Genomic DNA, 24,390 nt, shown 5'->3' on the forward strand with positions numbered 1-24,390 from the left:
CGTAGGGGTGCAACGACGATAGTGCCGAGTCCAGCGCCGGCCGCGCCTATTTCAGGCCGCAGCCGTCCCTACCTGAAAAAGTTGGGAAAAGTAGTGGCGCACGCCGCAGTGAACATCTCGTCCCGGCCAACTCGGGTACGAGAACGGCAAACTCGCGCGCGCGGGTGGCAAACACGATCTACAAGATCGGCTTCGGGGTGTACCCTGCGGCCTCCGGGAAGCGTTCGAGCAACCGCTGCACCCGGTCGACCACGGCGGCCACCTGCTCCTGCGCGGTTCCGGTGAAGGAGATCCGGTCGTCGAGCAGCGCGCCGAGTTCGGCCCGCTCAAGGGGGATCCGGGAGTCGGCGGCCAGCCGGTCCAGCAGGTCGTTCTCGGCCTGGCCCTGCTCCCGCATGGCCAGCGCCACGGCCACCGCGTTCTCCTTGATCGCCGCGTGCGCGGTCTCCCTGCCCACCCCGGCCCGCACCGCGGCCATCAGCACCTTCGTGGTGGCCAGGAACGGCAGGTACCTGGCCAGCTCGCGGTCGAGGACGGCGGGGAACGCGCCGAACTCGCCGAGCACCGTGAGCGTGGTCTCCAGCAGCCCGTCCAGCGCGAAGAACGCGTCCGGCAGCGCCACCCTGCGTACCACCGAGTCCGAGACGTCGCCCTCGTTCCACTGCGCGCCGGCCAGCTCGCCGATCATCGAGAGGTGACCGCGCAGCACCACGGCCAGCCCGTTGATCCGCTCGCAGGAGCGGGTGTTCATCTTGTGCGGCATGGCCGAGGAGCCGACCTGCCCCGGTTTGAATCCCTCGGTGACCAGCTCGTTGCCCGCCATCAGCCGGATCGTGGTTGCCAGGCTGGACGGCGCGGCCGCCAGTTGGACCACAGTGGACAGTACGTCGAAGTCCAGCGAGCGCGGGTAGACCTGCCCCACGCTGGTGAGCACCCGCTCGAACCCGAGGTACCCGGCCACCCGCTGCTCCAGCAGCCGCAGGGTGGCCTCGTCGCCGAGCAGGTCCAGCATGTCCTGCGCGGTGCCCACCGGCCCCTTGATCCCGCGCAACGGGTAACGCATGATCAGGTCGTCCAGCCGCTCGAAGGCGACCAGCAGCTCGTCGGCCGCGCTGGCGAACCGCTTGCCGAGCGTGGTCGCCTGCGCGGCCACGTTGTGCGAACGGCCGGCCAGCACCAGGTCCGCGTGCTCGGTGGCCAGCCCGGCCAGCCGGGCCAGCACCGCGGCCACCCGGACCCGCACCAGCTCCAGCGACCGCCGCACCTGCAACTGCTCGACGTTCTCGGTGAGATCCCGCGAGGTCATCCCCATATGCACGTACTCGTGCCCGGCCAGCGCGTTGAACTCCTCGATCCTGGCCTTCACGTCGTGCCGGGTGATCCGCTCGCGTTCGGCGATCGAGCCGAGGTCGACCCGCTCGAGCACCGCCTCGTAGTCCTCGATCACCCCGTCCGGCACCCGCACGCCGAGCTCGGCCTGTGCCCGCAGCACGGCGAGCCACAGGCGGCGCTCCAGCGTCACCTTGTGTTCCGGGGACCAGAGCTCGGCGAGCTCGGCGGAGGCGTAGCGGCCGGCGAGGACATTCGGGATGGCGGGCTTCTGAGTCACGACAGACGAGCGTAGCCGCGGCCCGCGCCGGTCACAGGGAGAGGTTCGGGTCCTCGGCGAGCTGGACCAGCGGCAGCTCGCCGAGGACCCGCTCGCGCTCTCCAGGTGCGGGCTGCCCGCCGTCCCGGGACCGGCGCGACGAGATGGACAGCTCGGTGTTGCCCGGCTCCTGCCTGATCACCCGCAGCGTGCCGTCGCCTTCTCCCGACTCCACGTCCAGCCGCACCTCGTGCGTCTCGCCCGAGCCGAGGTCCTCCAGCCGGAACTCCAGGGTGAGCTTGCCGTCGTCGTCCTCGAGCACCGCCGTGCCGGTCAGCGCACGTGGACCGTTCGGGTCGACCGTGCCATCGGGCCCGTTGCCGAACGGGCCGACGCTGACCAGCTCGGCGTCCTGGTACAGCCGCGGCAGCCGCTCGGTGAGGTGCCGCTCGAGCTCCTCGGCACGCTCGCTCAGGCCCGTCGCGGTGGGCTGCGCGGCGGCGGGAACGCTGCCCCGCGGCTCACTATCCTCGGTACCCAGGACGATCGGCACGGCGGCCGCGGCGAGGGCGATCACGGCCACCCCGGCACCCGCCGAGCCGACCGCGCGTCGCCGCGCTTTCCGGCGGGCGGTGGCCACCAGGGCGTCCGGGTCGAAGTCCAGCGGTGGCTCGTCCAGGACGGCGCTGCGCAGCGCGTCGCGTACCTGCTGTTCACTCACGGCACGTTCACCTCGTATCTGGAGCTGGCGGTAGTGGGGTCGAGCGGGGCGAGGATCCGTCCGAGTGCGGCCAGGCCGCGGGCGGTCTGGCTCTTCACGTTGCCCTCGGAGCAGCCGAGTACCTCGGCTGCCTCGGCCACCGAGAGCTCCTCGAAGTACCGCAGCACCACGGCGGCACGCTGCTTGGGCGGTAGCTCGGCGAGGCCCTGCCGGACGATCCGGCCCACCCAGTTCCGCTGGGCGGAAGCGGCGGGGTCGAGCGCCTCGTCCGCCACCTCGGGTACCGGTGCGGCCCGGTGCTCGCGGCGGCGCCAGGGTTTCCGTTTCTCGTCCAACCACACCCGCAACAGCACCCTGCGCGCGTAGTTGCCGAGCCGGTCGGTCTCGCGCACCCTCGACCAGGCCCGGTAGATCTTCAGCAGGGCGTCCTGCATCAGGTCCTCCGCGAGGTGCCACTCGCCGCACAGCAGGTAAGCCACCCGGCGTAACCCTGGCGCCTGCGCCCGCGCGAAGTCGCGGAACGTCGATTCGTCCGGCTTGGTCATCGCGCCCCCTTTCAACCCCTTCTCACGGCGCCCGCCGCGCCGGGGTTGCATGGGGTCAGCTGAGGGCGGTCAGCTGAGGGCGTTGCGCAGCATCCTGGCCGCGGCGGCCCTCGGTTCGGGATCCACGGCGACCAGCGCGTTCACCACGGCACCGTCCACCAGCGCGATCAGCCGCTCCAGCTCGGCGGCGTCCACCGGGGTGCCTGACCGGGCGAAGATCTCGGTGAGCAGGGCGTTCAGCTCGACGGAGAGGGTGCGCATCAACGGCCGCAGGTAGGTGCGCCTGCCGGTGGCGACCAGCCGTTCATAGCGCAGCAGCACGGCCTCGGCATCGGCCTCCCGGCCCGCCTGCTCCGGGCCGAGCAGCAGCTCCAGCACCAGCTCGACCAGCGCGTCCACCCCCCGGTCACGGGTGGTCAGGTCGTCGAGGCAACGCCTGCCCTGAGCCAGCTCGGCGCGGGAATGGTGCTCGACGGCGGCGGTGACCAGGTCGTCCAGCGAGTCGAAGTAGTACGTGGTCGAGGCGAGCGGCAGGCCGGCTCGATCGGCCACGGCCCGATGCCGGACGGCGTCGAAGCCGCCCTCGGCGAGCAACCCGGCGGCGGCCTCGACCAGTGCGGCGCGCCTGCGCTCGCCCTTCGGCGTACTCGCGGCTGTGGTCATGACGGCTCATTGTGCCAAGTCGGTCGGCTCAGAACCGCGCGGCCAGCGCCGCCGCCAGGCTGTCGACGGATCCGGCGTACGGCGCCGTGCCCGCCTCCGGCGCGGGGGTGCTCAGCACCCACACGGTGCCGCCACCCCCGGTGGTGTGGCTGGCCCGCTCGCTGCCCTGCGGTTGCGGCGCGAGGCTGAGCGTGCTGCCGGCAGGCAGCACGACGACCGAGATCTGGCCGGACACCGTGCCGTCCCGGACGGCCACCCCGGCCGATCGCCATCCCGCGCCGCAGAGGCGGCTGACCACGGGTTTCGGCTGAGCGGTGACCGGGAGCTCGTCAGCGAGGGCGGTAACGAGCTCCCGGTCGACCTGGTCGCACCCTGAGGTGCTCTCGGCCCGAGGGCCGTCCTCCCCAGACCCTTCGCCCCCCTGCTTGGGCGAGGAGTCCGGGAAGCCTTGGGCGGGTGCCTCATCCGGTTGACGCTCGGAGGGCTGGGCGGGTTGCTCCGCCCCGCCGAACTCGGTCCCCGAATCGCGCTGGGCATCCACCGCGCTCGATCCGGCATTCGGAGCAGTCTCGAACGGGTCCATGTCCAGACCTACACCGAGTAGACCTGCCCCGGCAAGTACCAGCACCACGCTGCTGGCGCCGGCCGCGATTCCCATCCGGCGCCGCGCGGTGAGGCGGCGGGACCTGGCGGCCACGTGCTCGGCGTCGAAGCCGGCCGCGGGCGGCTCCCCCGGTGCTTCCCGGAACAGCGTGCGCAGCTCGTTCTCATCCATGCGTGTCCACCTCCTCCAGCACGCCTCGCAGGTTCGCCAGGCCGCGTGCCGTCTGGCTCTTCACATTGCCCTCGGAGCAGCCGAGGACGCTCGCCACCCCGCTGACGTCCAGGCCCTCGAAGTAGCGCAGGACCAGCACGGCACGCTGCCTCGGCGGCACCCTGCGCAGGGCCGCGAGCAGGTCCTGCCTGGTGGCGACCAGCTCGTCGAGCCGGTCGCCGCCGGGTGCGGGCTCGGGCAGTTCCTCGGTCTGCCGCTCCCGGCGCCACGGCCGGCGTGACTCGTCGATGGAGGCACGCACCAGGGTCTTGCGCAGGTAGGCGTCGGTCGCCGCCCGGTCCCGGATCTTGCGCCAGCGCCGGTGCAGCGCGACGAACGCCGTCTGCGCGAGGTCGTCCGCCTTGTCCCAGTCGCCACAGAGCATGTACGCGGTGCGCCGCACGGAGTCGCGCCTTGCGGCGAAGTACTCCGCGAACTCCTGCTCGTCGCGCTGGTCCACGCGGTTGGCTCTCCGCTCGGTGTGTTGTCCTGGGGAAGACGGGACTAGAGGGTTCCACGGTTGCATGAGAGGAGGTGAACTTCTACCCGATCGAGTGAGCCGGTTGACGCTCCGCCTAACGTGCACGCGCGATTGAATCCGCAAGTACTCCTATGATGTGATCGGATGGTGACCTCTCCCGTGCCCCCGGTGATCGACCTCCGTTCGGACACCGTCACTCGTCCGGACGACACCATGCGCTCCGCGATGTCCTCCGCCGAGGTCGGCGACAACGTGATCGACACCGACCCGACCATGCGTGAGCTGGAACGGCGGGCGGCCACCGTGCTGGGCATGCCGGCGGCGCTGTGGACGCCCAGCGGCACCATGGCCAACCTGATCGCGCTGAGCATCCAGCTCAGCCGCGGGGACCGGTTCCTGGCGCCCCGGGACGCGCATGTACTGGTCAACGAGCTGGGCTCGGCCGCATGGCTGGCCGGGGGCATGCCGGAGCCGCTGGACCACGACGCGGGGCCCGGCCGCCCCTCGCCGCGGGCGTTGCGCGCCGCGGTCGGTCCACGCGAGGTCCCGTACTACGGCCTGCGCACCTCGTTGCTCTGCCTGGAGAACACGCACAACGCGGCCGGCGGCGCGGTCACCCCGCCGCATGAGCACGCCCGGCTGGTCGCCCTCGCCAAGGACGCAGGCCTGCGGGTGCACCTGGACGGCGCCCGGCTCTGGCATGCCGCCGTCACCCTCGGCGTGCTGCCGGCTGCGCTGACCGTCGGGGTGGACACGGTGTCCGCCTGCTTCAGCAAGGGCCTCGGCGCCCCGGTCGGTTCGGTGCTGGCCGGCAGTGCGGAGTTCATCGAGCAGGCCCGCCGGATGCGGCACATGCTCGGCGGCGGGGTGCGCCAGGGCGGGATACTCGCGGCGGCCTGCCTGCTGGCGCTGGACCGGGTGGACGAGCTGGCCGAGAGCCACGCGGCGGCGCGGCAGCTCGCCGAAGGGCTCACCGAGCTGGGCTGGCAGGTGGTCGAACCGCAGACCAATATCGTCCTCGCCCCGGTCGCCGACCTGGCTATGACCCTGGACTCACTGCGTTCACTGCACGTACTGGCCTCGCCGATGGCGGGTAAGGTTCGATTCGTGACGCATCGGGACATCTCGGCCGCGGACATCGACGAGGTGCTGCGGCGGATCAAGGCGGCGGCGTGACAGGCTGGGTGATCTTCGACTACGGCGAGGTCATCTCCCGGCGCACCGAGGCGATCCCCGACCTCGCGGCCTGTCTGGATGTTCCCCGCGCGGACTTCGAGCCGGCCTACTGGGCGCGACGCGACGCCTACGACCGGGGGTGTTCGGACCTGGAGTACTGGCGCGCGATCGGTGACGCGCTCGGCGTGCGGGTGGACGAGGCCACCTCCGCCGAGCTGACCGAGATCGACATCGCGGGCTGGTCACCCACCGAGGACGCCACCCTGGAGCTGCTGGACTCGCTGTCCGCGAAGGGAGTTCGGCTGGCCCTGCTCTCCAATGCGCCCGCGTCCTTCGCCCGGTTCGCCGAGCGCCAGCCGTGGGCCCGGCACTTCCGGGACCTGCTGTTCTCCGGCGATGTCGGGATCGCCAAGCCGGACAAGGCGATCTTCGCCATGCTGCTGGACCGGCTGGAGGCGGCGCCCGCGGACTGCTTCTTCCTGGACGACCGTCAATACAATGTGGACGGAGCAAGGGCCGCCGGGCTGCGCGCGGAGCGCTGGCTCGGGGCCGCTTCCGCCCGGCAACACCTGCCGCTGTAGGCGTCCGGTCAGGAACGGATGCGCTTGGGGTCGTTCTTGCCCTTGATCGCGCCGTAGGCCGCGGTGCCGAGGAACAGCACGCCACCGATGACGGCGAGCCAGAACAGCCCCTTGATCACGAACCCGAGCACCGTGAACGCCAGCCAGACGACGATCAGGACTCCGACGATCTTCCAGAACATGGCCTTCCCTCCGCGCTAGCTTCGCGTCTCTCCTTGCAGGTTGCCATGTAAGAAGGCAAATAGCTCGTAATGTGACGAAGCATCAGGGAGATATCCGGGTCGGCCTCAGGGAGTTCCAGGACCCAGCCAACCGCCGAGCCGCCGGACGCCCTGGGCGAGGTCCGCCCGTGACCCGGCGAAGGAGAACCGGACGAACCGCCCGCCCCGCACCGGGTCGAAGTCGACCCCCGGGGTGATGGCGAGGCCGGTGTCCGCGAGCAGCCGCTGGCACCAGCTCAGGCTGTCCGTGGTGTGCGCGGAGACGTCGGCGTAGGCGTAGAACGCGCCGTCCACCGGGGCCACCCTGTCCAGGCCGATCTCCCGCAGGCCGGCCACCAGCAGCTCGCGGTTGGCCCGGTAGTGCTCGACGTGGCCGTCCAGCTCCGCGTAGGACTCCGGTTCGAAGGCGGCCACCGCCGCCTGCTGGGCGAGCGCGGGCGGGCAGATGTTGAAGTTCCCGGTCAGCACGTCCACCGCGCGATGCAGCCGCCGTGGCACCAGCATCCAGCCGAGCCGCCAGCCGGTCATCGCGAAGTACTTGGAGAACGAGCCGAGTACCAGAGCCTCCCGCGAGCTGTGCCATGCGCAGCCGAGCTCGGTGCCGTAGGAGATGCCGTGGTAGATCTCGTCGCTGATCAGCTGCACCCCGCGGGCCGAGCACCAGCCCGCGATCGCGGCCAGCTCGGCCGGCGCCAGCGCGGTGCCGGTGGGGTTGCCGGGGCTGGCCACCACCAGGCCGTCGATCGGGCCGAGCGTGTCCAGCAACTCGGTGGTCGGCTGGAAGCGGGTGTGTTCGTCGGTGGCGAACTCGATCACCTCGCAGCCGAGCGCGGTGAGCAGGTTGCGGTACGCCGGATAGCCGGGCCGGGCCATCGCCACCCGATCGCCGGCCTCGAAGGCGGAGAGGAAGGACAGCAGGAACCCGCCGGAGGAGCCGGTCGTCACGATCACGTCCTGCGGGCTCACCTCGAGCGCGTACCAGTGCCGGTAGTGCCGGGCGATGGCCTCGCGCAGCTCCGGGATGCCGAGTTGCACGGTGTAGCCGAGGTCCCCCGCACGCAACGCCTTCTCCGCGGCGTCCAGCACCGGGCGTGGCGCGCCCGCGGTGGGCTGCCCTGCGCACAACGCGATCACGTCGCCGTGGCTGCGCTGCCGCGCCTGCGCCGCGGACAGCACCTCCATCACGTGGAAGGGTGCGACATCGGCGCGGGAGGAGGGCCCGGGGAAGGCGGCGGGGTCGATCATGCCGTCACCCTAGGCGCACCGGAATGGCAAACTCACGCGCATGAGCGGCCAACTCACGCGCATGAGCGGCAAACACGCGCGCGTGGGGAGCAAACACGCCGGGGGAGCTGGGGTCAGTAACCCTGGTAGCCGCCGCCGGAGGCCATCGACTTCAGCCCAGGATGGCCCTCGAAGCCGCCGTAGCGGTCGAAGGTGTACCGGACGCCGGCGATGATGTTGTCCACCGGGTTGTAGATGTCGCCGTGGCCGGGGAGCTTGTGCGCCTGGAAGGTGGGGTCGATGCACTGCATCAGGCCCTTGGAGGGGGTGCCCTTGGCGGCGTTGGAGTTCCCGGTGAGGAACACCTGCTCCTCCTCGAAGGCCGTCCAGGTGCCCAGCCCGGTGCGCACGCACCAGACCTCCCCGCGGCCGGCGTCCTCCCGGGTCAGGAACGAGCCACTGATCACGGCGTTGTTCAGCTTGACCGCGGCCTCCGGGCTCCAGGTCTCCGGCTGCTCCGAACGGCTGCTGTGCAGCACCCGCGGGCGCGAGCCGGAAAGGTACACGGCCAGTGTCGTCGCCTCCAGCACCGGACCGGGTGCCTGGTAGATGGTCACCTGCGGCTTGGTGTAGCCCGGCTGCATCGTGCGGGTGCCCTCGGCGTCGATGATGGCTTCCAGCCACGCCTCCCGCTGCTCGCCGGACATCGCGAGCACCTGGGTGACCGCGTCCGACCTCGGATGCCCCGCGCGGGCCAGCAGATCCTGGGTGTACCCCGGCTCCAGCCGGAACTGGTGCCGGGCGCGGCCTGCCCGGTCGTCCACCGACACCGAGTGCGGCACGCCCGCCAGCAGGCTTCTCACCTGCTCGACCACCCGCGGCTTGGACTGGGTGATCGACATGGTGAGCCGCCGCCCCCGGTGCTCGACCTGACCGTCCCCGGCGATCCAGCCGAGCAGCGCGGCCTCCCGCACGGTGACGTCCAGGTCGGCAGGGGTGTCCGCGGGCGCGGCGACCAGCAGCCGGTCCCTGCTGCGGATCTCCGCGGTGCTGACGAACTGGGACTCGGTGGCGTACGCGCTCTGCTGCTTGGGCGGCACCACCCCGTGCGCCTTGCGCCGGTGCACGGCCACGCCGTTGGCCGGCTGCGCGGCGGACCGCGGCTGGTAGCCGCACTCCGGGCAGACCACCGGTAGCCCGGAACGCCGCACCCCGACCCGCGGCAGGTTGACCCAGCGGTGGTTCGGCGTGGTGGTGGCGTGCCAGCGGGAGTTGCCGATCCGGATCAGCGGCGCGTCCTGGTAGTGGATGACCTCCTCGATCCGGGTCCACTCGCTGCGGCCGGTGGCCGGGTTACGGCCGATCGTCTGGTCCCCGGCCCGCACCTGGTCGTGCTTCAGCCGTCCCCTGCGGGTCAGGATCATGGTGTCCAGCGGCACGCAGTCCCAGTTGTTGATCGCGTGCGGATCACCGCCGGACTCCTTCTCGATGATCGTCCAGATCTCGTCGATGTTGTCCTCGGTCACCGGGATGCCGTTGGCCTGCAGGATCTTGATGGCCTCCCGGATCCACTGCTCCACGTTGCCCGGCGGCGGACCGGAGCTCGGCGGGCCACCACTCGGGCCGAGGCCACCGCCACCGACGGCGCCCCCGCCCCCTCCTCCGGAGCCACCGCCGCCGCCACTGCCGCCACCGCCGACGCTCGGGCCGGGGCCCGCCCCGTTCAACCCGCCGCTGCCGCTCGGCGCGGTAGGGGCGGATCCGGGCTGCGGCACCGCGGAGAAACCGCCGCCGACCTCCTCCTTGACCAGGCGCATGGCCTTCTCGATGGCGTCATTGGCCTGGGTGAGCAGGTCGTCGATCCGGGTGGCGGCCCGCTCGGCGGTCTCACCGTTGGCCTTGGCCGCCTCCTCCCGGATGGTGGCCTCGTCCGGGTGCGGCGGCTTGGCGACCTCGCCACGCTGGAACGCCGCCTGCTGCTCGCGCGCGGCCTTGGCGTCGGTGTCGGCCTGGCGACTGCGCTCCTCGATCTCCTCCTTCGCGTCTTCCCTCGTCTGCTCGATATCCCGCTTGAGCCTGGCCAGGGTCTCCTGCAGGGTGTCCAACTCGGCGGCGACCTCGTCCAGCTTGTCCTTGACCTTGGTGCTGGCGGCGCCGATCCGGCCGACATAGTCGAAGAACGCCTCGGCGGCCGGGCCGTCCCACACCCCGCCCTGCAACGCGCTGGTGGCGTTCTGCAGCGCCGCGCTGTGGTCGCCCGCGCTCCTGGAAGCCTCGGCGAACTGGCGGGACACATCGTGGATGGCGCCGGGGTTCACCTTCTCCACCTGCGCGGCCTTGTCCTCGACCTTGCGCCACTCCGGCGGCTGCCCCGGCTCGGTCCTCTCGTCACCCATGCTCGGCCCCTGTGCCTGCTCGGCCCGCTTACGCGCGCATATCGTCCGGGTTGTGCACGGTCAGGCTGTCCCTGGCCGCCTCATCGGTTTCCGCGGTTACCTTCGCCGCGTCCCGCAGGGCCTCGCTGGTCGCCGTCATCAACCTGGCCGCGGCGGCGAGCTCGGCCTGCATTCCCGACGTGAAGGAGCCCAGCGCGGAGGAGATCCCGTCCGAGGTGTCCATCGCGCCGAACGGGTTCTCCCCGGCCACCCCGGTTACCCTGCCCTTCGCGGTTTCGAAATCGCCCGCGAGCTTGCCGATGTTTCCGGCCGTGATGTTCATGGAATCGGGATCATGTACCGGCACGCCTCGTCATCCCCTTCGCGCAGCTTTCCCGCCCATGGGACGTCGACCTGCCCAGGGTGGTTCCGGGCCAACTGTAAAACGTCCGGAACCCGTTGTGCTCATCGCGCGGCCACCAATTCAGGTTTCGTCCAGTAGTTCCCACACCCGCTGGGCGAGTAACCCGCTGTCCGCGGGCGCGATGGTGGCCCAGTCCCGACCATCGGTGTTGCGCTGGACCTGGAACAGGTACCGGCCGGCATCGGTGTCGTGAAACGCGACCACCCTTCCGGCGCGACGGGACTGGCCGTCCCGCGCGGTGCGCTGCGCGCCGAACTGCCCACGGGAAACCGTGCCCAGCAGCATCCCGGCCAGCTCCTGCGCCTGCCACAGCGCTACCTGGCGGTCCTCCAGCGCCGTCACCAGCGCCTTCGCGTCGCCGCGGGCCTGTGCGTCGGCCGCGCGCAGCGTCTCGTGCGGCAGGCTGACCGAACGCCCGACCCCCGGGTCCAGCTCGCCGGCCACCGACACCGCCGACTCGGCGAGCGAGCTCTCCCAGACCGGGATCAGCCACACCTCGGCACCGTCCACCACGCACAGCAGTGCCTGGCTGCCGGAGACCACCGCCATCCCCTTGATCTCGCGCTCGGCCCATACCCAGACGTCGATGCCCGCCTTGGGCCGGGCCAGCAACTGCAGCTGGTCGACCAGCCCGCCACCGGCGCGGCCCGCCCTCGCCAGCCCGCGCCCGGCCAGGGCCCGCCACGCCCGCTCGGCCAGCTCGGCCCGCTCGCTGTGGGTGCTGCCCGGGCTGGGCACGTCCAGCGCGGGATGCCGCGGCGGCAGCCGCTCGGCCTCCCACACGACGTCGAACTCCAGTGTGGACAGCACGATGCTGCCGCCGGCCGAAGACTCCATCCAGGCGCTCAGCGTCTGCTTGCAAACGCGCGACACGATCGGCTCGGCCGGGCTCGGACTTCCTTCACAACGTCACCTCCGCGAATGCTGCGCCCGGCCTCTCCGATCGTGGGCTGTCGCCGCGCGCGTTCTTCCACTTGTCTCAAGCGGCCAAGCCCGGTTCGGCAACGGGCGCTCAGCGCTCGTCGCCGGTGCCGTCCGGACCGATCACATCCGGGGCGACCATTCTCTGGTCGGTGAACAGGTCGTGGTCGTCCACGCCGAACTTGCGCACGTGGTCGCTGTCGGCCTCGCCCTCGGAAGGGGCGGCCCGTTCCAGCAGCCCGTCCTGGCCACCGCGCCCCTTGGGGTTGAGCCGGTCGGTGTTGCGCTTGGCCCGGTCCTCCTCCTCGGGCAGGTCCCCGATGGGCAGCGCACGCGGCGACTGGGCCGCCCCGGGGGCGCTCCTGCCGACACCGCGACCCCGCCGCTCCTGCTCGCCGCTCATCGCCCCGGCGACGCCACCCGCGCCGAGCGCGGTCGCGCCCATGGCCAGGTTCGAGCCGGCGCCGCTCGCCCTCGGCGGCGCCCCGGCCCCGGCCCCGGTACCGGTGCCGCCCGTGGCCCCGGAGGCCGACGCGTCCGGGACGGCGCTGGACATCTTGCCCTTGGCGAGCGGCGCCTCCGGGGCCGCGCTGCCCTGGTTGCCGGGCATGGCGACCTTGCCGACGCCCCCGCCACCCGGGGCGGATCCGGTGCCCGGGGTGCCGGGGACACCGCCGCCGGCCCGGCCGAGCGCGCCCTGGGCACCCTGCCCGGCCTGCCCACCGGGTGTCCCGGAGCCCGATGCCTGCGGCGAACCGGCCACCGCGCCGACCGTGCCGGAGGCCCCCGGTTGTTGCGGGGCACCGGTGCCCGTGGACGGCCGCCCGCCCGCGGCCGGATCCTGCGCCGCCGGCCGGGAGCCGGTGACCACGCCGCCGCCCGCCGCGCCCGCCGGTCGGTCCGCGGCCGGGGCGCTCGGCGCCGCGCTGGGTGCGGTGCGATCCGGTACCGCGGAGCCGCCGGGCACGGCGCCCGTCTGCCGGGGCGCCGCCGGGGTAGGGGACGCGATGCCGGCGGGGGCGGACGCGGGTTCCGGTGCGGGCGGGCGGACCGGGGTGGCCGGCTGGCCCGGTGCGGTGCCGCGCACCGGCTGGCCGTCGGCGCCCGCGGCCGTGGTCGTGTCGGGCGCGGGCGCGACCGGCGGCCCACCGGCGTCCACCGAGCCGGGAACCCGCTGCTGCGCGCTCATCCGCAGCGCCTCCGGTTCGACGATCTCCTCGACCGTGCCCAGGTTCTCCCCGCTCTCCCTGGCGTAGCCGTTCAGCGCCTCCAGTGCCTGCTGCCGCGCCTCCCTGCCCTGCGCGACCTTGCGCGCGTGATCGGTCTCGAAGCCGATGAGGCTGAACATCGAGTCGCCGAAGGTGTAGCCGCCGGCCCCGGCCCGCAGCACCTCCGGATCCGGCAACTTGTAGAGGGTCCGGTTGAACGCCTCGCCCTGCGCGAAGACCTTCTCCGCCGAGCCGGTGACCTTGTCGTTCGCGTCTGCGGAGAACTCCGCCTTGCGCTCGACCGCGGCGCCTGCCGCGATGCCCGCCTCGCTCTGCCATTCGACGCCGAGCCTGCCCAGCTCCTCGCGCAGGGTGTCCTCGGTCTCCACCAGTGCGGCACCGACGGCCTTCAGCGCCGCCACGGCCTCCCCGATGCTGCCGATGCCGGCCCCCGAGCGGAACTGGTCGATCTCCTCGGCGATGCCCTCGTCGGTGTAGCCGTCGAAGCGCTGGTCCCGGATCCGGCCCACCAGCTCCGCGAGGCTGCCGTACTGAACGATCGAACCGTCCATCTGTCTCACTTCCTCGCTCGTAACGTCTGCACGGCGAGCGTCGCCACCCGCTCCGACATGTCACACAGTTGCCGCAGGCCGAACGCCCGCGGGCTGACCGGGTAGAGCTGCGCCCGCAGGGTCTGCCCCCGGGCCACGCCGACCAGCGTCTGGCAGTCGCTCGGCCACCGGCCCTTCCGGTACCGCGTCAACGCGGGGAAACCGGCGACGGTGTCCCTCCGGATCAGCATGCGGTGCGCCCGCCGGGCACCCGCGGGCATGGAGTCGAGGCCGGTGTCGATCATGGTCTCCAGCACGTAGGAGTAGTACGGCTCGGTTCGATCGACGTCGAAGGAACAAGCCGCCCCGGAACGCCGCGGCGTGCTGTTCACCCCCAGCGCGTCCAGGTCCGCCGTGCCGAGCAGGGCGCACGGGTCCACCCCGTCCAGCGGCAGCTCGAACGGGCGCTGGTACCCGGGTTCCGGCCCACCGCTCGGGGTCTCCGTCGGCGCGGGGCCCGCTTCGGGCGTGGAATCGCAGCCGGCCAGCCCGGCGGCGGCCAGCACGGCCAGCACGGTGCGCCTACGCGCCGGGTACCCGGTCACCGAAGCTCTCCGCCCGCTCGTCCTCACTGCCCTCGTACTCGGCACTGGCCGCGCGCAGCTGCTCGACCAGCGACCGCAGCCCCTGGACGTAGGAGCGGACCCGGCGCTCGTAGGACTCCTCGCCGTCCACGATGACGTTGTTCCACGCCTCGACCGCGTGGATGCTCACCACGTCCTGGGACGGCGGCTCGATCCGCAGCGCTTCCAGCTGGGCGCGCACCTTGTCCTGCAGCTGGTTGGCCTGGGTCTCGATGACCGCGGCGACCTCGAGCAGCCTGCTCGGGTCGACCCGGATGTCCCGCGCGTCCGGCGCCGTGGGCACGCCGGCCCCGAGCGAGTACGCGGCGAGCGCTCCCCCACCCGAACCGTCCGGTTGCTGGTCCTTGCCTGACGGATTGTCTGACATCGTGCGCACCCCCGCCTGCGGTCGGTAGCCGGCCAGTCCTGTGCGCAGGCTACCAACCTGCGTGTTATGGCGACCTGAGTTTTGGACGCGGGAGGGAGCCGCGTGGTTCCCGGAGAGCCGTTTCCGGAACCGGTTCTCAACCGGCAGGGACGGCGACCTCGCCGCGGGCCGCACGCAGCGCGATGTCCGTGCGGTGGTGCGCGCCGAGCAGGTGCACCTTGTCCACTCGCTGGTAGGCCTGCTGCCGCGCGGCCTCGAGGTCCTCCCCGGTGCCCACCACGGCGAGCACCCGGCCACCGTGCGAGACCACGGCACCGTCCTCCCGCCTGCGGGTGCCCGCGTGCAGCACACCCTCGGCCTCGGCGCCGGTGATCACGTCCCCGGTCCGCGGCAGGCCGGGGTAGCCGTCGGCCGCCAGCACCACCGTGACGGCGGCACCCTCGGCCCACTCCAGCGGCGGGTGCTCGGCAAGCCGGCCGGTGGCGGTGGCATGCAGCAGCCCGGGCAGGGGGGTGCCCAGCAGGGCCAGCACGGCCTGCGTCTCCGGGTCGCCGAACCGGCAGTTGAACTCGATCACCTGGGGGCCGGACGAGGTCAGCGCGAGTCCGGTGTAGAGCAGGCCGGAGAACGGGGTGTCCCGCGCGGCGAGCTCGTCCACCACCGGGCGCACGATGGTCCGCACGATGTCGTCCACCAGCCCGGGAGACGCCCACGGCAGCGGGGCGTAGGCGCCCATCCCACCGGTGTTCGGGCCCGCGTCGCCGTCGCCGACCCGCTTGAAGTCCTGCGCGGGCAGCAGCGGCACCACGGTCCGCCCGTCCACGAGGCAGAACAGCGAGGCCTCCGGCCCGTCCAAATAGGACTCGAGTAGCACGGGATGGCCACCGTCCAGCAGCGTCATCGCGTGCTTGCGGGCGAGATCGACGTCCGGGGTGACCACGACACCCTTGCCCCCGGCGAGGCCGTCGTCCTTGACCACCCAGGTCGGCCCGAACCGGCCGAGTGCGGCATCCAGGTGCGCAGGGTTGTCCACGATCTCGCTGTGCGCGGTCGGCACCCTCGCCGCGGCCATCACATCCTTGGCGAAGGACTTGGAGCCCTCGATCCTGGCCGCGTCGGCGGAGGGGCCGAAGCAGGCGATGCCGGCCTTGCGCACGGCGTCCGCGGCCCCGGCCACCAGCGGCACCTCCGGCCCGATCACCACCAGGTCTGCCTGCCACCCGCCGGCCAACTCGGCGATCGCGGACGGGTCGGCCACGTCCACGGCGAGCTGCTCGGCCATCGCCGCGATGCCCGCGTTGCCGGGGGCACAGGCCAGTGCGGTCACCGCCGGATCGTGCGAAGCGGCCAGGGCAAGGGCGTGTTCCCGGGCACCGGACCCGATTACCAGTACGCGCACGCGTCAAAGGGTAGCCCCGAGGAACTTTGTCGACGAGTTCCCCCAGGAGTGTTATGCACGATCAGGCGATGGGGGCGCCCGGAGCCTGCGGAGACGTTGACTTGACGAAGGAAATCCGTGGTGACCGTCCGTGGCGGCTACACTCGTCCCGCCCCGCGACGTTCACCGTCCCGTCAGCGAGCATCCCGGTGCACTTCGCCCGCTTGACGCACGCGCTGGTGAGGGTTGCGCGGTACGTCGCAGAGTTCCGCTTGGAGGTCACCCGATGGTGAGAACACGCTTGGCGGCACTGGCGCTGTCCGGTCTGGCCGTGCTCGGTGTGACGAGCGTCGCCGCCGGTTCGGCGGCCGCGCAGGACACCGGTACCGCTGCGGCCACCGCGGGCCGGGGGCACCATGAACTCGTGGTCATCGGGCACCGGGGCGCCTCAGGGTACCGCCCCGAGCACACGCTGGCCGGCTACGAGCTGGCGGCGCGGATGGGTGCCGACTATGTCGAGCCGGACCTGGTGACCACCAAGGACGGTGTGCTGGTCGCGCGGCACGAGCCGGAGATCGGCGGCACCACCGATGTCGCGCGACGGCCCGAGTTCGCCGACCGCAAGACCACGAAGGTGCTGGACGGCGCGGAGGTCACCGGCTGGTTCGCCGAGGACTTCACCCTCGCCGAGCTGAAGACCCTGCGGGCCACGGAGCGCATTCCGGACCTGCGGCCGAACAACACGATCTACGACGGCCGTTACGAGATCCCCACCTTCCAGGAGATCATCGACCTGACCCGGCGGCTGTCCTGGCGGCTGCACCGGCGCATCGGGATCTACCCGGAGACCAAGCACCCGACCTACTTCCGCGAGCAGGGCCTCGCGCTGGAGCCCGCGCTGGTGCGCACGCTCAACCGCAACGGGCTGAACCACCGGCACGCGAAGGTGTACGTGCAGTCCTTCGAGGTGAGCAACCTCAAGCGGCTCGAGCGCGAGCTGCGCGTCCCGCTGGTGCAGCTGATCGGCGGTTCCGGGGCGCCGTACGACTTCGTGGCCGGCGGTGACCCGCGTACCTACGACGACCTGGTGACCCGCACCGGGCTCGCCGAGATCGCCCGCTACGCCGACGGGATCGGCCCGGACAAGAACCGGGTCATCCCGCGGGACGAGCACGGCAACCTCGCCGAGCCGACCAGCCTGGTGGCCGACGCGCACCGGTTCCGGCTCCAGGTGCACCCGTACACCTTCCGCGTGGAGAACGCCTTCCTGCCAACGGATCTGCGGTCCTCGGCTGATCCGTCCGCCTGGGGCGACATCTTCGCCGAGTACGAGGCGTTCCGCGCCGCCGGGATCGACGGCGTCTTCGCCGATCACCCGGACATCGCGGTGGCCGCGCGGGACGGGCGCTAACCCGACCGGCCAGCGGTCACCTCCCGCGCGGAGCCGACCGCCAGCACCGCGAGCGCGGCCACGGCACCCACCACGGCGAAGGCGTAGAAACCCCACGGGTACGCGATTCCCGCCGAGACCAGTGCCCCGCCCAGCAGCGGGCCGCTGATCGCGCCGAGCCGCCCGACCCCGGCCGCCCAGCCGAGTCCGGTGGCTCGGCCGGCGGCGGGGTAGGTGCTGCCGACGTAGGCGTACACCAGTACCTGCGCGCTGAACACGAAGAACCCGGCGATCAGCACGGCGAGGTAGACCCCGACGCCGGGCAGCTTGATGCTCAGCAGGGCGAGGAACACCGCGGCCGCGGCGAACCAGCCGATCGCCGAGGGGCGCACGCCGATCCGGTCGGCGACCCGCCCCGCGGCGAGCAGGCCGAGGACCGCGCCCACGTTCAGGGTCAGCAGGAAGCCGAGCGCCGCACCGAGCGGGTAACCCGCCTCCCGCATGATCTCCGGCAGCCAGGTGTTCATCCCGTAGACCAGCAGCAGCCCCATGAAGGACGCGACCCAGAACGCGATCGTCGCGCGCAGTAGTCCACTGTGGAACAACGTGCGGACGGCGGTCGATCCGCCCCGCGCGGCCCGGGAGGTGCTGGTGAAGGCTTCCGATTCCGGCAGGTGCCGCACCATCAGCGGGACGAGTACCAGCGCGGGGGCGGCGCCGAGCACGAACATCGCCCGCCAGCCCAGCGGTTCGATCACCAGCAGCCCGAGCAGCGCGGTCAGCACGGCCCCGACGTGGTAGCCGGTCATGATCGTGGTGGTGGCCGAGCTGTTCCGCCCGGAACGGGCGAACTCGGTCACCAGCGTGATGGCGGTCGGCAGGCAGCCACCGAGGCCGAGCCCGGCGAGGAAGCGCAGCAGGCCGAACAGGAAGGCCGAGGGCGCGACCGCGCACAGCAGGGTGAACGCGGAGAAGGAGACCACCGCCAGGATCAGCGCCTTGCGCCTGCCGATTACGTCGGTGACGGTCCCGATCGCCAGCGCGCCCAGCATCATGCCGACCAACCCGACGGTGGAGACCACCGAGGCGGTGCCCGCGGTCATTCCCCAGACCCCGTCGTCGAGCAGGACGGGGATGACCGCACCGAGCACCACGAGGTCGAAGCCGTCGAGCAGGACGGCCGCCCAGCACAGCGGCACCACCCAGCGCGCGTCCCGGACTCCGGCAGTGGTCATGGCAACCTCCCGTGCTCCATCGCGACAGGTGTTCGCTAAGCGTCCGATGGTGCGCAATGCGTACGGAGGTTGACTACCGTTGCCTTCCGTTCAGTGGAAGCTCTTGGCCAGCTCGCCCGCCAACCGCCAGGTGCGCAGGCGGTCCTGCTCGCCGTTCAGGCCGGTGTTGACCAGCACCAGCTCGGTCACACCCGCGTCCAGGTACCGCCGCAACCCCGCCGCGACCGTCTCCTCGTCGCCGATCAGGGCAAGGTCGAGGGCGCGGGAGACTCCTTCCCGGTCGATGACCCGCTGGTAGGACGGGATGGTGTCGTAGAAGGCGAGTTGCTCGGCTGCCAACTCCCGCGCCTCGCTCACCTGATCGGTGACCAGCGCGGGCACCGCGGCGGTGACGGCGGGTGCCGGTCGGCCCGCACCCTCGGCGGCGGCGCTGATGGTCGGCACGATGAACTCGCCGAGCGCCCGTGGGCCCGCCAGGTACGGCATCGTGCCGTCGGCCAACTCCCCGGTGACCTTCAGCGCCTGCGGGCCCATCGCGGCCACATGCAGCGGCACGGGCGGCTGTGCCCCAGGCACCCGGGTGGACAGCGGCGGGCGGGCGGTCACCAGCTTGCCCGTGTAGTCCACCTGCTCGCCGGCCAGCACCTCGCGCAGCACGGTCAGCTGCTCGCGCAGGTTCTGGATGGGCGGCGGGTAGGGGACGCCGAACGCCGGTTCCTGCACGTTCTGCGCACCCAGCCCCACGCCGAGGGTGAACCGGCCGCCGGTGGCCGCCTGCGCGGTCTGCGCGGCACCGCCGATCAGCAGCGGGTGCCGGGGGTAGATCGGCACCACGTAGGTGCCCACCGCGATCTCCGGCACCGCGCGCCCGGCCAGCGCGGCCATGGTGATCGCGTCCACGTCCATGATCTGCGGGAACCACGCCGAGCGCAGGCCGGCCGCCGCCGCCTCACCGGTGCGTTCGATCAGGGTCTCGACGATGTTGTCCGTCGCGCCCGCCTCACTCGCGGGTAGTGCCACTCCGATGCTCATACCGGTGTGCAACCGCACCACCGGGACGGTATTCCGTTTCCCAGCAACCGAAACGGCTCAGGCGAACTCGTGCCGCACGATGGTCTGCTCCCGCCCGGGGCCGACGCCGATCGCGGAGACCCTGGCGCCGGCCAGCTCCTCCAGCCGCTCCACATAGGCCTGGGCGTTGGCGGGCAGGTCGGCGAAGGTGCGGCACTCGCTGATGTCCTCCCACCAGCCGGGCAGCTCCTCGTAGATCGGCGTGGCGTGGTGCACGTCGGTCTGCGTCATCGGCATGTCCTCGGTGCGGAAGCCGTCCACCTCGTAGGCCACGCACACCGGGACCGTCTCCAGGCCGGACAGCACGTCCAGCTTGGTGAGGAAGAAGTCGGTGACCCCGTTGACCCTGGTGGCGTACCGGGCGATCACCGCGTCGAACCAGCCGGTACGCCGCGACCGCCCGGTGTTCACGCCGACCTCGCCGCCCACCTTGCGCAGGCGCTCGCCCATCTCGTCGTCCAGCTCGGTCGGAAACGGGCCGGAGCCGACCCTGGTGGTGTACGCCTTGAGGATGCCGAGCACCGTGGTGATCCGGCCGGGCCCGATCCCGGAACCCGCGCTCGCACCACCGGAGGTGGGGTTGGAGGAGGTGACGAACGGGTAGGTGCCGTGGTCCACGTCGAGCATCGTGCCCTGGGACCCTTCCAGCAGCACCAGCTCGCCGCGCTCCAGCGCCTTGTTCAGCTCGAGCCGGGTGTCGGCGATCCGGTCGGCGAACCGCTCGCCCTGCTCGAGCACCTCGTTCGCGACCTGCTCGGCGTCCAGGGCCTTGCGGTTGTAGACCTTCACCAGCACCTGGTTCTTGAAGTCCAGTGCGGCTTCCACCTTCTGCCGCAGGATCTTCTCGTCCAGCAGGTCCTGCACCCGGACGCCGACCCTGGCCACCTTGTCCTGGTAGCAGGGGCCGATCCCGCGGCCGGTGGTGCCGATCTTCTTCGCGCCCAGGTAGCGCTCGGTGACCTTATCGATCGCGACGTGATACGGCATGATCAGATGCGCGTCGGCGGAGAGCATCAGCCCCGAGGTGTCCACACCCCGGTCCTCGAGGCCGGTGAGCTCGTCCAGCAGCGCGCCGGGGTCGATCACGACCCCGTTGGCGATCACGTTGGCCACGCCGGGAGTGAGAATGCCGGAGGGGATGAGCTTCAACGCGAAATCCTGGCCGTCCGGCAGCACGACGGTGTGACCCGCGTTGTTGCCCCCCTGGTAACGCACCACCCACTGCACCCGGTCCCCGAGTAGGTCGGTGGCCTTGCCCTTGCCTTCGTCGCCCCATTGGGCACCGATGAGCACGATGGCCGGCATGTGAAACTCCAGGTGTTCGGCAACAGGACAGTATTCGGCCGAGTCGGCCGGTGGCGCTGGTGAATGCCGGTGCATGACTGTAACGGAGGATGGTTACGTGCGCGGACTGGTACTGATCTGCGGGCAGCACGCGCCGGAGCTGCCCGAGGCCGACGACGTACGGACCGAACGGCTGCCCGCGCGGCCAGGCAAGGCCGCGGTGGACCCCTTGCTGGTCGGCGAGGAGGCCGGGCACCTGATGGTCGCCGGCACCGACGCCGACCTCGCTGCCGTACTGCTTCGCTTGCTGCGCAAGGAAAAAATCGCCACCACGAAGGTCGGTTACATCCCGGCCGAGCCGCGTTCCGCGGTGGCCGGGCTGTGGGGGCTGCCCACCGATCCCCTCCGCGCGCTCGCGCTGGCCTGGGGCGGTGAGGTGGATCCGGTTCCGCTCATCCGGGACGATTCCGGCGGAGTGCTGGCCGGGCGTGGTGTTATCGGACCGGTACGTGGCGTCGGTTACTGCGACGACCAGCGGGCGCTGCGCGGCGGTGCCCGGCGGATCGAGGTCGAACCGGATGTCGAGGCCGGGCTGGTGGCCAGGATCACCAGGGGCACGCTGCTGCGACGCAGCTCCACCTTCGCCGGCAGGGCCTTCGAGCTCGGCTGCCTGCCCACGACCCCGATCCTGGACGGGGTGCCCTTCTCCCGGACGGTGAACCGGTGGACCTGGTACCGGCACACCGAGGACCTGCGCCTGATCCGCACCGGGTGAGGCCCTGAACGTGGCGATCGCGACGCTCAGTGTTGCGAACGGCACTTTTGAGACGTTCAACGTCCGGAAAGCCACGTTCAGGGACCTTTGGTCAGCGGAGCTTGCCGAGGACGCCGTCGCCGTGCTCGTACAGCCGCAGCACGCCGCCGACGGTGAACTCGGTGAGCAGGTCGATCAGCGCCGAGCGGTCCGGGGGCGCGCCCTGCCAGTCCAGCCGCAGCACGGTCTCGGTCATCGCGAAGTACATCGCGACCAGCGCGGTGTCCGCCCGGCCCGGCTCCACCCCGTGCGCGGCCCAGCGCTGCCTGCTGGCCTCGGTGTACAGCGGGACCAGCCGGGCGCGGATGCGGGTCATCGCGGGGTCGCCCGCGCGCTCGGCCTCCTGCAGCACCGGTAGCGCGTCCGGGTGTTCGTGCGCGAAGTCGAACAGGGCGGCGTAGTTGCGCCGCGCCCATGCCCGCAGGTCCGGTGCGGTCTCGTCCGTCGCCCTTGCGCTGATCCACTCGAAGGCGAGGTGTTCCACCTCGGCGACGACCTCGGCGAACAGCCCGGCCTTGTCCCCGAACTGCTCGTACACGCTCTGCCTGCTCAGCCCGGCCCGCCCCGCGATCTGCCCGACCGTCGCGGCCTGCATCCCCTGCTCGGCGAACACCTGCCTGGCCGCGGTCAGCACCAGCCTCCGCTGCCGCGCGACCGACAGCTTGCGCGGGCGTCCCGGACCCCTGCGGGACGGGGTTGACATCGTGAGTCACCTCACCCAATCTCTTTTTCGACAGTGATGTCGAAAACTTTCCCGCTCGATGAGGAGCAAGTATGCGCGTTCCCTCCCGCGCCCGTCGGTTGCTCGGCACCCTGCTCGCCGCGGCCACCGGCATGGCTGTCCTGACGGTCGGCGCCGCCCCGGCCGCGGCGGAGTCGTTCTATGATCCCCCGACTCCGCTACCCCCGGGCGAGAACGGGGACATCATCCGGCACGAACCTGCCGAGTTCTTCATCGATCCGATCAAGCTGATCCGGCCGGACGCGCAGGTCCAGCGGATCATGTACCGCAGCACGGACACCCACGGCGAGCCGATCGCCGTCACCGGGACCGTGCTGACCCCGAACTCGCCGTGGCGGGGGGAGGGCCCGCGCCCGGTCGTCGGATACGCGCCCGGTACCCAGGGTGTCGGCGATGAGTGCGCACCGTCCAAGGCACTGTCCGCGGGTCTCGAGTACGAGGGCCCGTTCATCGCCGGCCTGCTGACCCGCGGCTACGGCGTGGTGGTCACCGACTACGAGGGGCTGGGCACGCCGGGGATGCACACCTACGTGAACCGGGCCGCCGAGGGGCACGCCGTGCTGGACGCGGTCCGGGCCGCGCAGCGGCTGCCCGAGGCGGACCTTCCGGGCGCGGGACCGGTGGCCACCGCGGGGTACTCGCAGGGCGGCGGGGCCTCGGCCGCCGCCGCCGAGCTGCACCCGGAGTACGCACCCGAACTGGACCTGCGCGGCTCCTACGCCGGGGCGGTACCGGCCGACCTTGCCGTGGTGGCAGAGAACCTGGACGGGCACTATGCCGCGGGCTTCCTCGGCTACGCGCTGCTCAGCATGGACGAGGCGTACCCGGAGCTGAACATCCCGGACGTGCTGAACGAGCGGGGCAAGCGGCTGCTGAGTGAGGTCGAGCACCAGTGCACCCCGCAGGCGATCGCGGCGCACGCCTTCACCAAGTCGACCGACCTGACCAGGGACGGCCGCCCGCTCTCGGCCTACCTCGACGAGGAACCGTATGCCTCGCGGGTCGCCGAGCAGCGGATCGGCGAGCGGCCGCCCGAGGTGCCGATGCTGGTGGTGCACAGCGTGCTGGACGACATCGTGCCCTACGACCAGGGCAGGCGGATGGCCCGCGAGTGGTGCTCCGGCGGCTCGAACGTGCAGTTCAGCAGCTCGCTGGTGCCCACGCACGTGGGCGGCGCGATCCGGGCGTTCCCGGAGATGTTCCTCTGGCTCGGTGATCGGTTCGCGGGCAAGACGCCGCCGGACAACTGCGGGCGGTTCTGAGAACCTGTTCCCGGACTGGACTTGGCTGCCCGAGGCGAGCGGAAGAACGCGCGCTGAGGAACCGGCACTGAGCCCGGGTCAGGACAGCCCGGTGGCCTCCGCCGCGGCCGGATCGGATTCGGTGAGGAACTGCTTGCAACGCTCGTACTCCTCGGCTTCCCCGATCCGGCCCGCCGCGGTGCCGAGGGCCGCCAGCGCCCGCAGGAAGCCCTGGTTCGGGCGGTGCTCCCAGGGGACCGGACCGTGCCCCTTCCAGCCGGCCCTGCGTAGCTGGTCGAGTCCACGGTGGTAACCGGTGCGCGCGTAGGCATAGGCGGCGATCACCTCGCCGGCGGCAAGGGACTTCTCGGCCAGCGCTGCCCACGCCTCGCTGTAGTCGGGGTGCTCGGCGGCGACCTCGGTGGGGTCGGTGCCGGAGTCCATCGCGGCCTCGGCGTCGGCGCGCTCCGGAAGGCGGGTCGGCTCGGGGCCGAGCAGGTTGGCGTGCGTCATGCCGCAATTCTGGCAGAAACGCCGGAAGGGAACCTCAGTGTTCGCCTGGAAGCGCGCGGCGCGGTCGGCTCGGCGGGACTCGGACTCTGGTCACGACCGTCACCTCCGCAGGTCGCTCGCCCCGCCTCCCCGCTCGTGGGCTGCACCCAACGCGCGTTCTTCCGCTCGCCACAGCAGGTCTCAGCGGCGCTCGGACGCTCTGTCAGAGCAAGGTGGTC

Annotated in this window: 24 protein-coding genes and 2 pseudogenes; 5 read left to right on the forward strand and 21 right to left on the reverse strand. The window is 71.8% G+C overall.

Annotated features, from left to right (window positions below):
- Window positions 1–178: 178 nt before the first annotated feature.
- The 6 genes from purB to FB471_RS16615 form a co-directional block, all read right to left on the reverse strand.
- Window positions 179–1,609 (reverse strand): adenylosuccinate lyase, encoded by a 1,431-nt coding sequence (gene purB / locus FB471_RS16590; RefSeq protein ID WP_141999355.1) that lies wholly within the window; start codon window positions 1,607–1,609, stop codon window positions 179–181.
- A 31-nt stretch (window positions 1,610–1,640) separates the two neighbouring features.
- Window positions 1,641–2,309, reverse strand: coding sequence for a hypothetical protein (locus FB471_RS16595; RefSeq protein ID WP_141999356.1), 669 nt, complete (start codon window positions 2,307–2,309; stop codon window positions 1,641–1,643).
- Window positions 2,306–2,854: an RNA polymerase sigma factor gene (locus tag FB471_RS16600; RefSeq protein WP_141999357.1), complete on the reverse strand. Its 549-nt coding sequence runs from the start codon at window positions 2,852–2,854 to the stop codon at window positions 2,306–2,308. The genes FB471_RS16595 and FB471_RS16600 overlap by 4 nt, the downstream gene beginning before the upstream one ends.
- Before the next feature lie 69 nt (window positions 2,855–2,923).
- Window positions 2,924–3,517: a TetR/AcrR family transcriptional regulator gene (locus tag FB471_RS16605; RefSeq protein WP_141999358.1), complete on the reverse strand. Its 594-nt coding sequence runs from the start codon at window positions 3,515–3,517 to the stop codon at window positions 2,924–2,926.
- 28 nt (window positions 3,518–3,545) lie between these two features.
- The gene (locus FB471_RS16610; RefSeq protein WP_141999359.1) at window positions 3,546–4,292 is read right to left on the reverse strand and encodes a hypothetical protein; all 747 of its coding nucleotides are present in this window, start codon (window positions 4,290–4,292) and stop codon (window positions 3,546–3,548) included.
- On the reverse strand, window positions 4,285–4,791 hold the full coding sequence (locus tag FB471_RS16615; protein WP_141999360.1) for a SigE family RNA polymerase sigma factor: 507 nt from the start codon (window positions 4,789–4,791) through the stop codon (window positions 4,285–4,287). The genes FB471_RS16610 and FB471_RS16615 overlap by 8 nt, the downstream gene beginning before the upstream one ends.
- 165 nt (window positions 4,792–4,956) lie before the next feature.
- Between FB471_RS16615 and FB471_RS16620 the strand changes: the two genes are divergently transcribed.
- Together FB471_RS16620 and FB471_RS16625 are read left to right on the forward strand one after the other, a co-directional pair.
- On the forward strand, window positions 4,957–5,988 hold the full coding sequence (locus tag FB471_RS16620) for a threonine aldolase family protein (protein ID WP_141999361.1): 1,032 nt from the start codon (window positions 4,957–4,959) through the stop codon (window positions 5,986–5,988).
- Window positions 5,985–6,569, forward strand: a complete 585-nt coding sequence (locus tag FB471_RS16625) for an HAD family hydrolase (RefSeq protein WP_141999362.1) — start codon at window positions 5,985–5,987, stop codon at window positions 6,567–6,569. The genes FB471_RS16620 and FB471_RS16625 overlap by 4 nt, the downstream gene beginning before the upstream one ends.
- Before the next feature lie 8 nt (window positions 6,570–6,577).
- Here FB471_RS16625 and FB471_RS34130 read toward each other — a convergent pair whose 3' ends face one another.
- The 10 genes and pseudogenes from FB471_RS34130 to purD form a co-directional block, all read right to left on the reverse strand.
- Window positions 6,578–6,751: a hypothetical protein gene (locus FB471_RS34130; protein ID WP_170220831.1), complete on the reverse strand. Its 174-nt coding sequence runs from the start codon at window positions 6,749–6,751 to the stop codon at window positions 6,578–6,580.
- 105 nt (window positions 6,752–6,856) lie between these two features.
- Window positions 6,857–8,035, reverse strand: a complete 1,179-nt coding sequence (locus FB471_RS16630) for an aminotransferase class I/II-fold pyridoxal phosphate-dependent enzyme (protein ID WP_141999363.1) — start codon at window positions 8,033–8,035, stop codon at window positions 6,857–6,859.
- A 113-nt stretch (window positions 8,036–8,148) separates the two neighbouring features.
- Window positions 8,149–8,364 (reverse strand): annotated as a pseudogene (locus FB471_RS35130) (transglycosylase SLT domain-containing protein); the annotation flags it as partial.
- Between the two features lie 1,740 nt (window positions 8,365–10,104).
- A pseudogene (locus tag FB471_RS35135) lies at window positions 10,105–10,410 on the reverse strand (WXG100 family type VII secretion target); the annotation flags it as partial.
- A gap of 28 nt (window positions 10,411–10,438) precedes the next feature.
- A complete protein-coding gene (locus FB471_RS16650) occupies window positions 10,439–10,732 on the reverse strand; it encodes a hypothetical protein (RefSeq protein ID WP_141999364.1) in 294 nt (97 codons plus the stop codon).
- Between the two features lie 141 nt (window positions 10,733–10,873).
- Entirely contained in the window at window positions 10,874–11,650 is a 777-nt protein-coding gene (locus tag FB471_RS16655; RefSeq protein WP_141999365.1) for an ESX secretion-associated protein EspG, read from the reverse strand.
- Between the two features lie 175 nt (window positions 11,651–11,825).
- The gene (locus FB471_RS16660; RefSeq protein ID WP_141999366.1) at window positions 11,826–13,514 is read right to left on the reverse strand and encodes a PPE domain-containing protein; all 1,689 of its coding nucleotides are present in this window, start codon (window positions 13,512–13,514) and stop codon (window positions 11,826–11,828) included.
- Window positions 13,515–13,519: 5 nt separating this feature from the next.
- On the reverse strand, window positions 13,520–14,098 hold the full coding sequence (locus tag FB471_RS16665) for a DUF3558 domain-containing protein (protein ID WP_246076439.1): 579 nt from the start codon (window positions 14,096–14,098) through the stop codon (window positions 13,520–13,522).
- On the reverse strand, window positions 14,076–14,504 hold the full coding sequence (locus FB471_RS16670; protein ID WP_246076440.1) for a hypothetical protein: 429 nt from the start codon (window positions 14,502–14,504) through the stop codon (window positions 14,076–14,078). Before FB471_RS16670 ends, FB471_RS16665 begins: the two co-directional genes overlap by 23 nt.
- A gap of 136 nt (window positions 14,505–14,640) precedes the next feature.
- Entirely contained in the window at window positions 14,641–15,903 is a 1,263-nt protein-coding gene (purD, locus tag FB471_RS16675) for a phosphoribosylamine--glycine ligase (protein ID WP_141999367.1), read from the reverse strand.
- Window positions 15,904–16,168: 265 nt separating this feature from the next.
- On the opposite strand from purD, the gene FB471_RS16680 reads away from it, so the two are divergent.
- Window positions 16,169–17,293, forward strand: coding sequence for a glycerophosphodiester phosphodiesterase (locus FB471_RS16680; RefSeq protein WP_170220832.1), 1,125 nt, complete (start codon window positions 16,169–16,171; stop codon window positions 17,291–17,293).
- Here the strand turns inward: FB471_RS16680 and FB471_RS16685 are convergent.
- The 3 genes from FB471_RS16685 to FB471_RS16695 form a co-directional block, all read right to left on the reverse strand.
- Window positions 17,290–18,507: an MFS transporter gene (locus tag FB471_RS16685; protein WP_141999368.1), complete on the reverse strand. Its 1,218-nt coding sequence runs from the start codon at window positions 18,505–18,507 to the stop codon at window positions 17,290–17,292. The genes FB471_RS16680 and FB471_RS16685 overlap by 4 nt on opposite strands.
- Window positions 18,508–18,597: 90 nt before the next feature.
- Complete coding sequence (locus FB471_RS16690) at window positions 18,598–19,539, reverse strand: TIGR03564 family F420-dependent LLM class oxidoreductase (RefSeq protein ID WP_142002053.1); 942 nt, start codon at window positions 19,537–19,539, stop codon at window positions 18,598–18,600.
- A 57-nt stretch (window positions 19,540–19,596) separates the two neighbouring features.
- Window positions 19,597–20,883: an adenylosuccinate synthase gene (locus FB471_RS16695; RefSeq protein WP_141999369.1), complete on the reverse strand. Its 1,287-nt coding sequence runs from the start codon at window positions 20,881–20,883 to the stop codon at window positions 19,597–19,599.
- A gap of 97 nt (window positions 20,884–20,980) precedes the next feature.
- Between FB471_RS16695 and FB471_RS16700 the strand changes: the two genes are divergently transcribed.
- Window positions 20,981–21,637, forward strand: coding sequence for a hypothetical protein (locus tag FB471_RS16700; protein WP_141999370.1), 657 nt, complete (start codon window positions 20,981–20,983; stop codon window positions 21,635–21,637).
- A 91-nt stretch (window positions 21,638–21,728) separates the two neighbouring features.
- Here FB471_RS16700 and FB471_RS16705 read toward each other — a convergent pair whose 3' ends face one another.
- Window positions 21,729–22,379: a TetR/AcrR family transcriptional regulator gene (locus FB471_RS16705; RefSeq protein ID WP_141999371.1), complete on the reverse strand. Its 651-nt coding sequence runs from the start codon at window positions 22,377–22,379 to the stop codon at window positions 21,729–21,731.
- A gap of 71 nt (window positions 22,380–22,450) precedes the next feature.
- On the opposite strand from FB471_RS16705, the gene FB471_RS16710 reads away from it, so the two are divergent.
- Window positions 22,451–23,680, forward strand: coding sequence for a lipase family protein (locus FB471_RS16710; RefSeq protein ID WP_141999372.1), 1,230 nt, complete (start codon window positions 22,451–22,453; stop codon window positions 23,678–23,680).
- Between the two features lie 78 nt (window positions 23,681–23,758).
- On the opposite strand, the gene FB471_RS16715 is transcribed toward FB471_RS16710, so the two are convergent.
- On the reverse strand, window positions 23,759–24,172 hold the full coding sequence (locus FB471_RS16715; RefSeq protein ID WP_141999373.1) for a DUF3151 domain-containing protein: 414 nt from the start codon (window positions 24,170–24,172) through the stop codon (window positions 23,759–23,761).
- Between the last annotated feature and the right edge of the window lie 218 nt (window positions 24,173–24,390).

Source organism: Amycolatopsis cihanbeyliensis, assembly GCF_006715045.1.
In the GTDB taxonomy this organism is placed as follows: Bacteria; Actinomycetota; Actinomycetes; order Mycobacteriales; family Pseudonocardiaceae; genus Amycolatopsis; species Amycolatopsis cihanbeyliensis.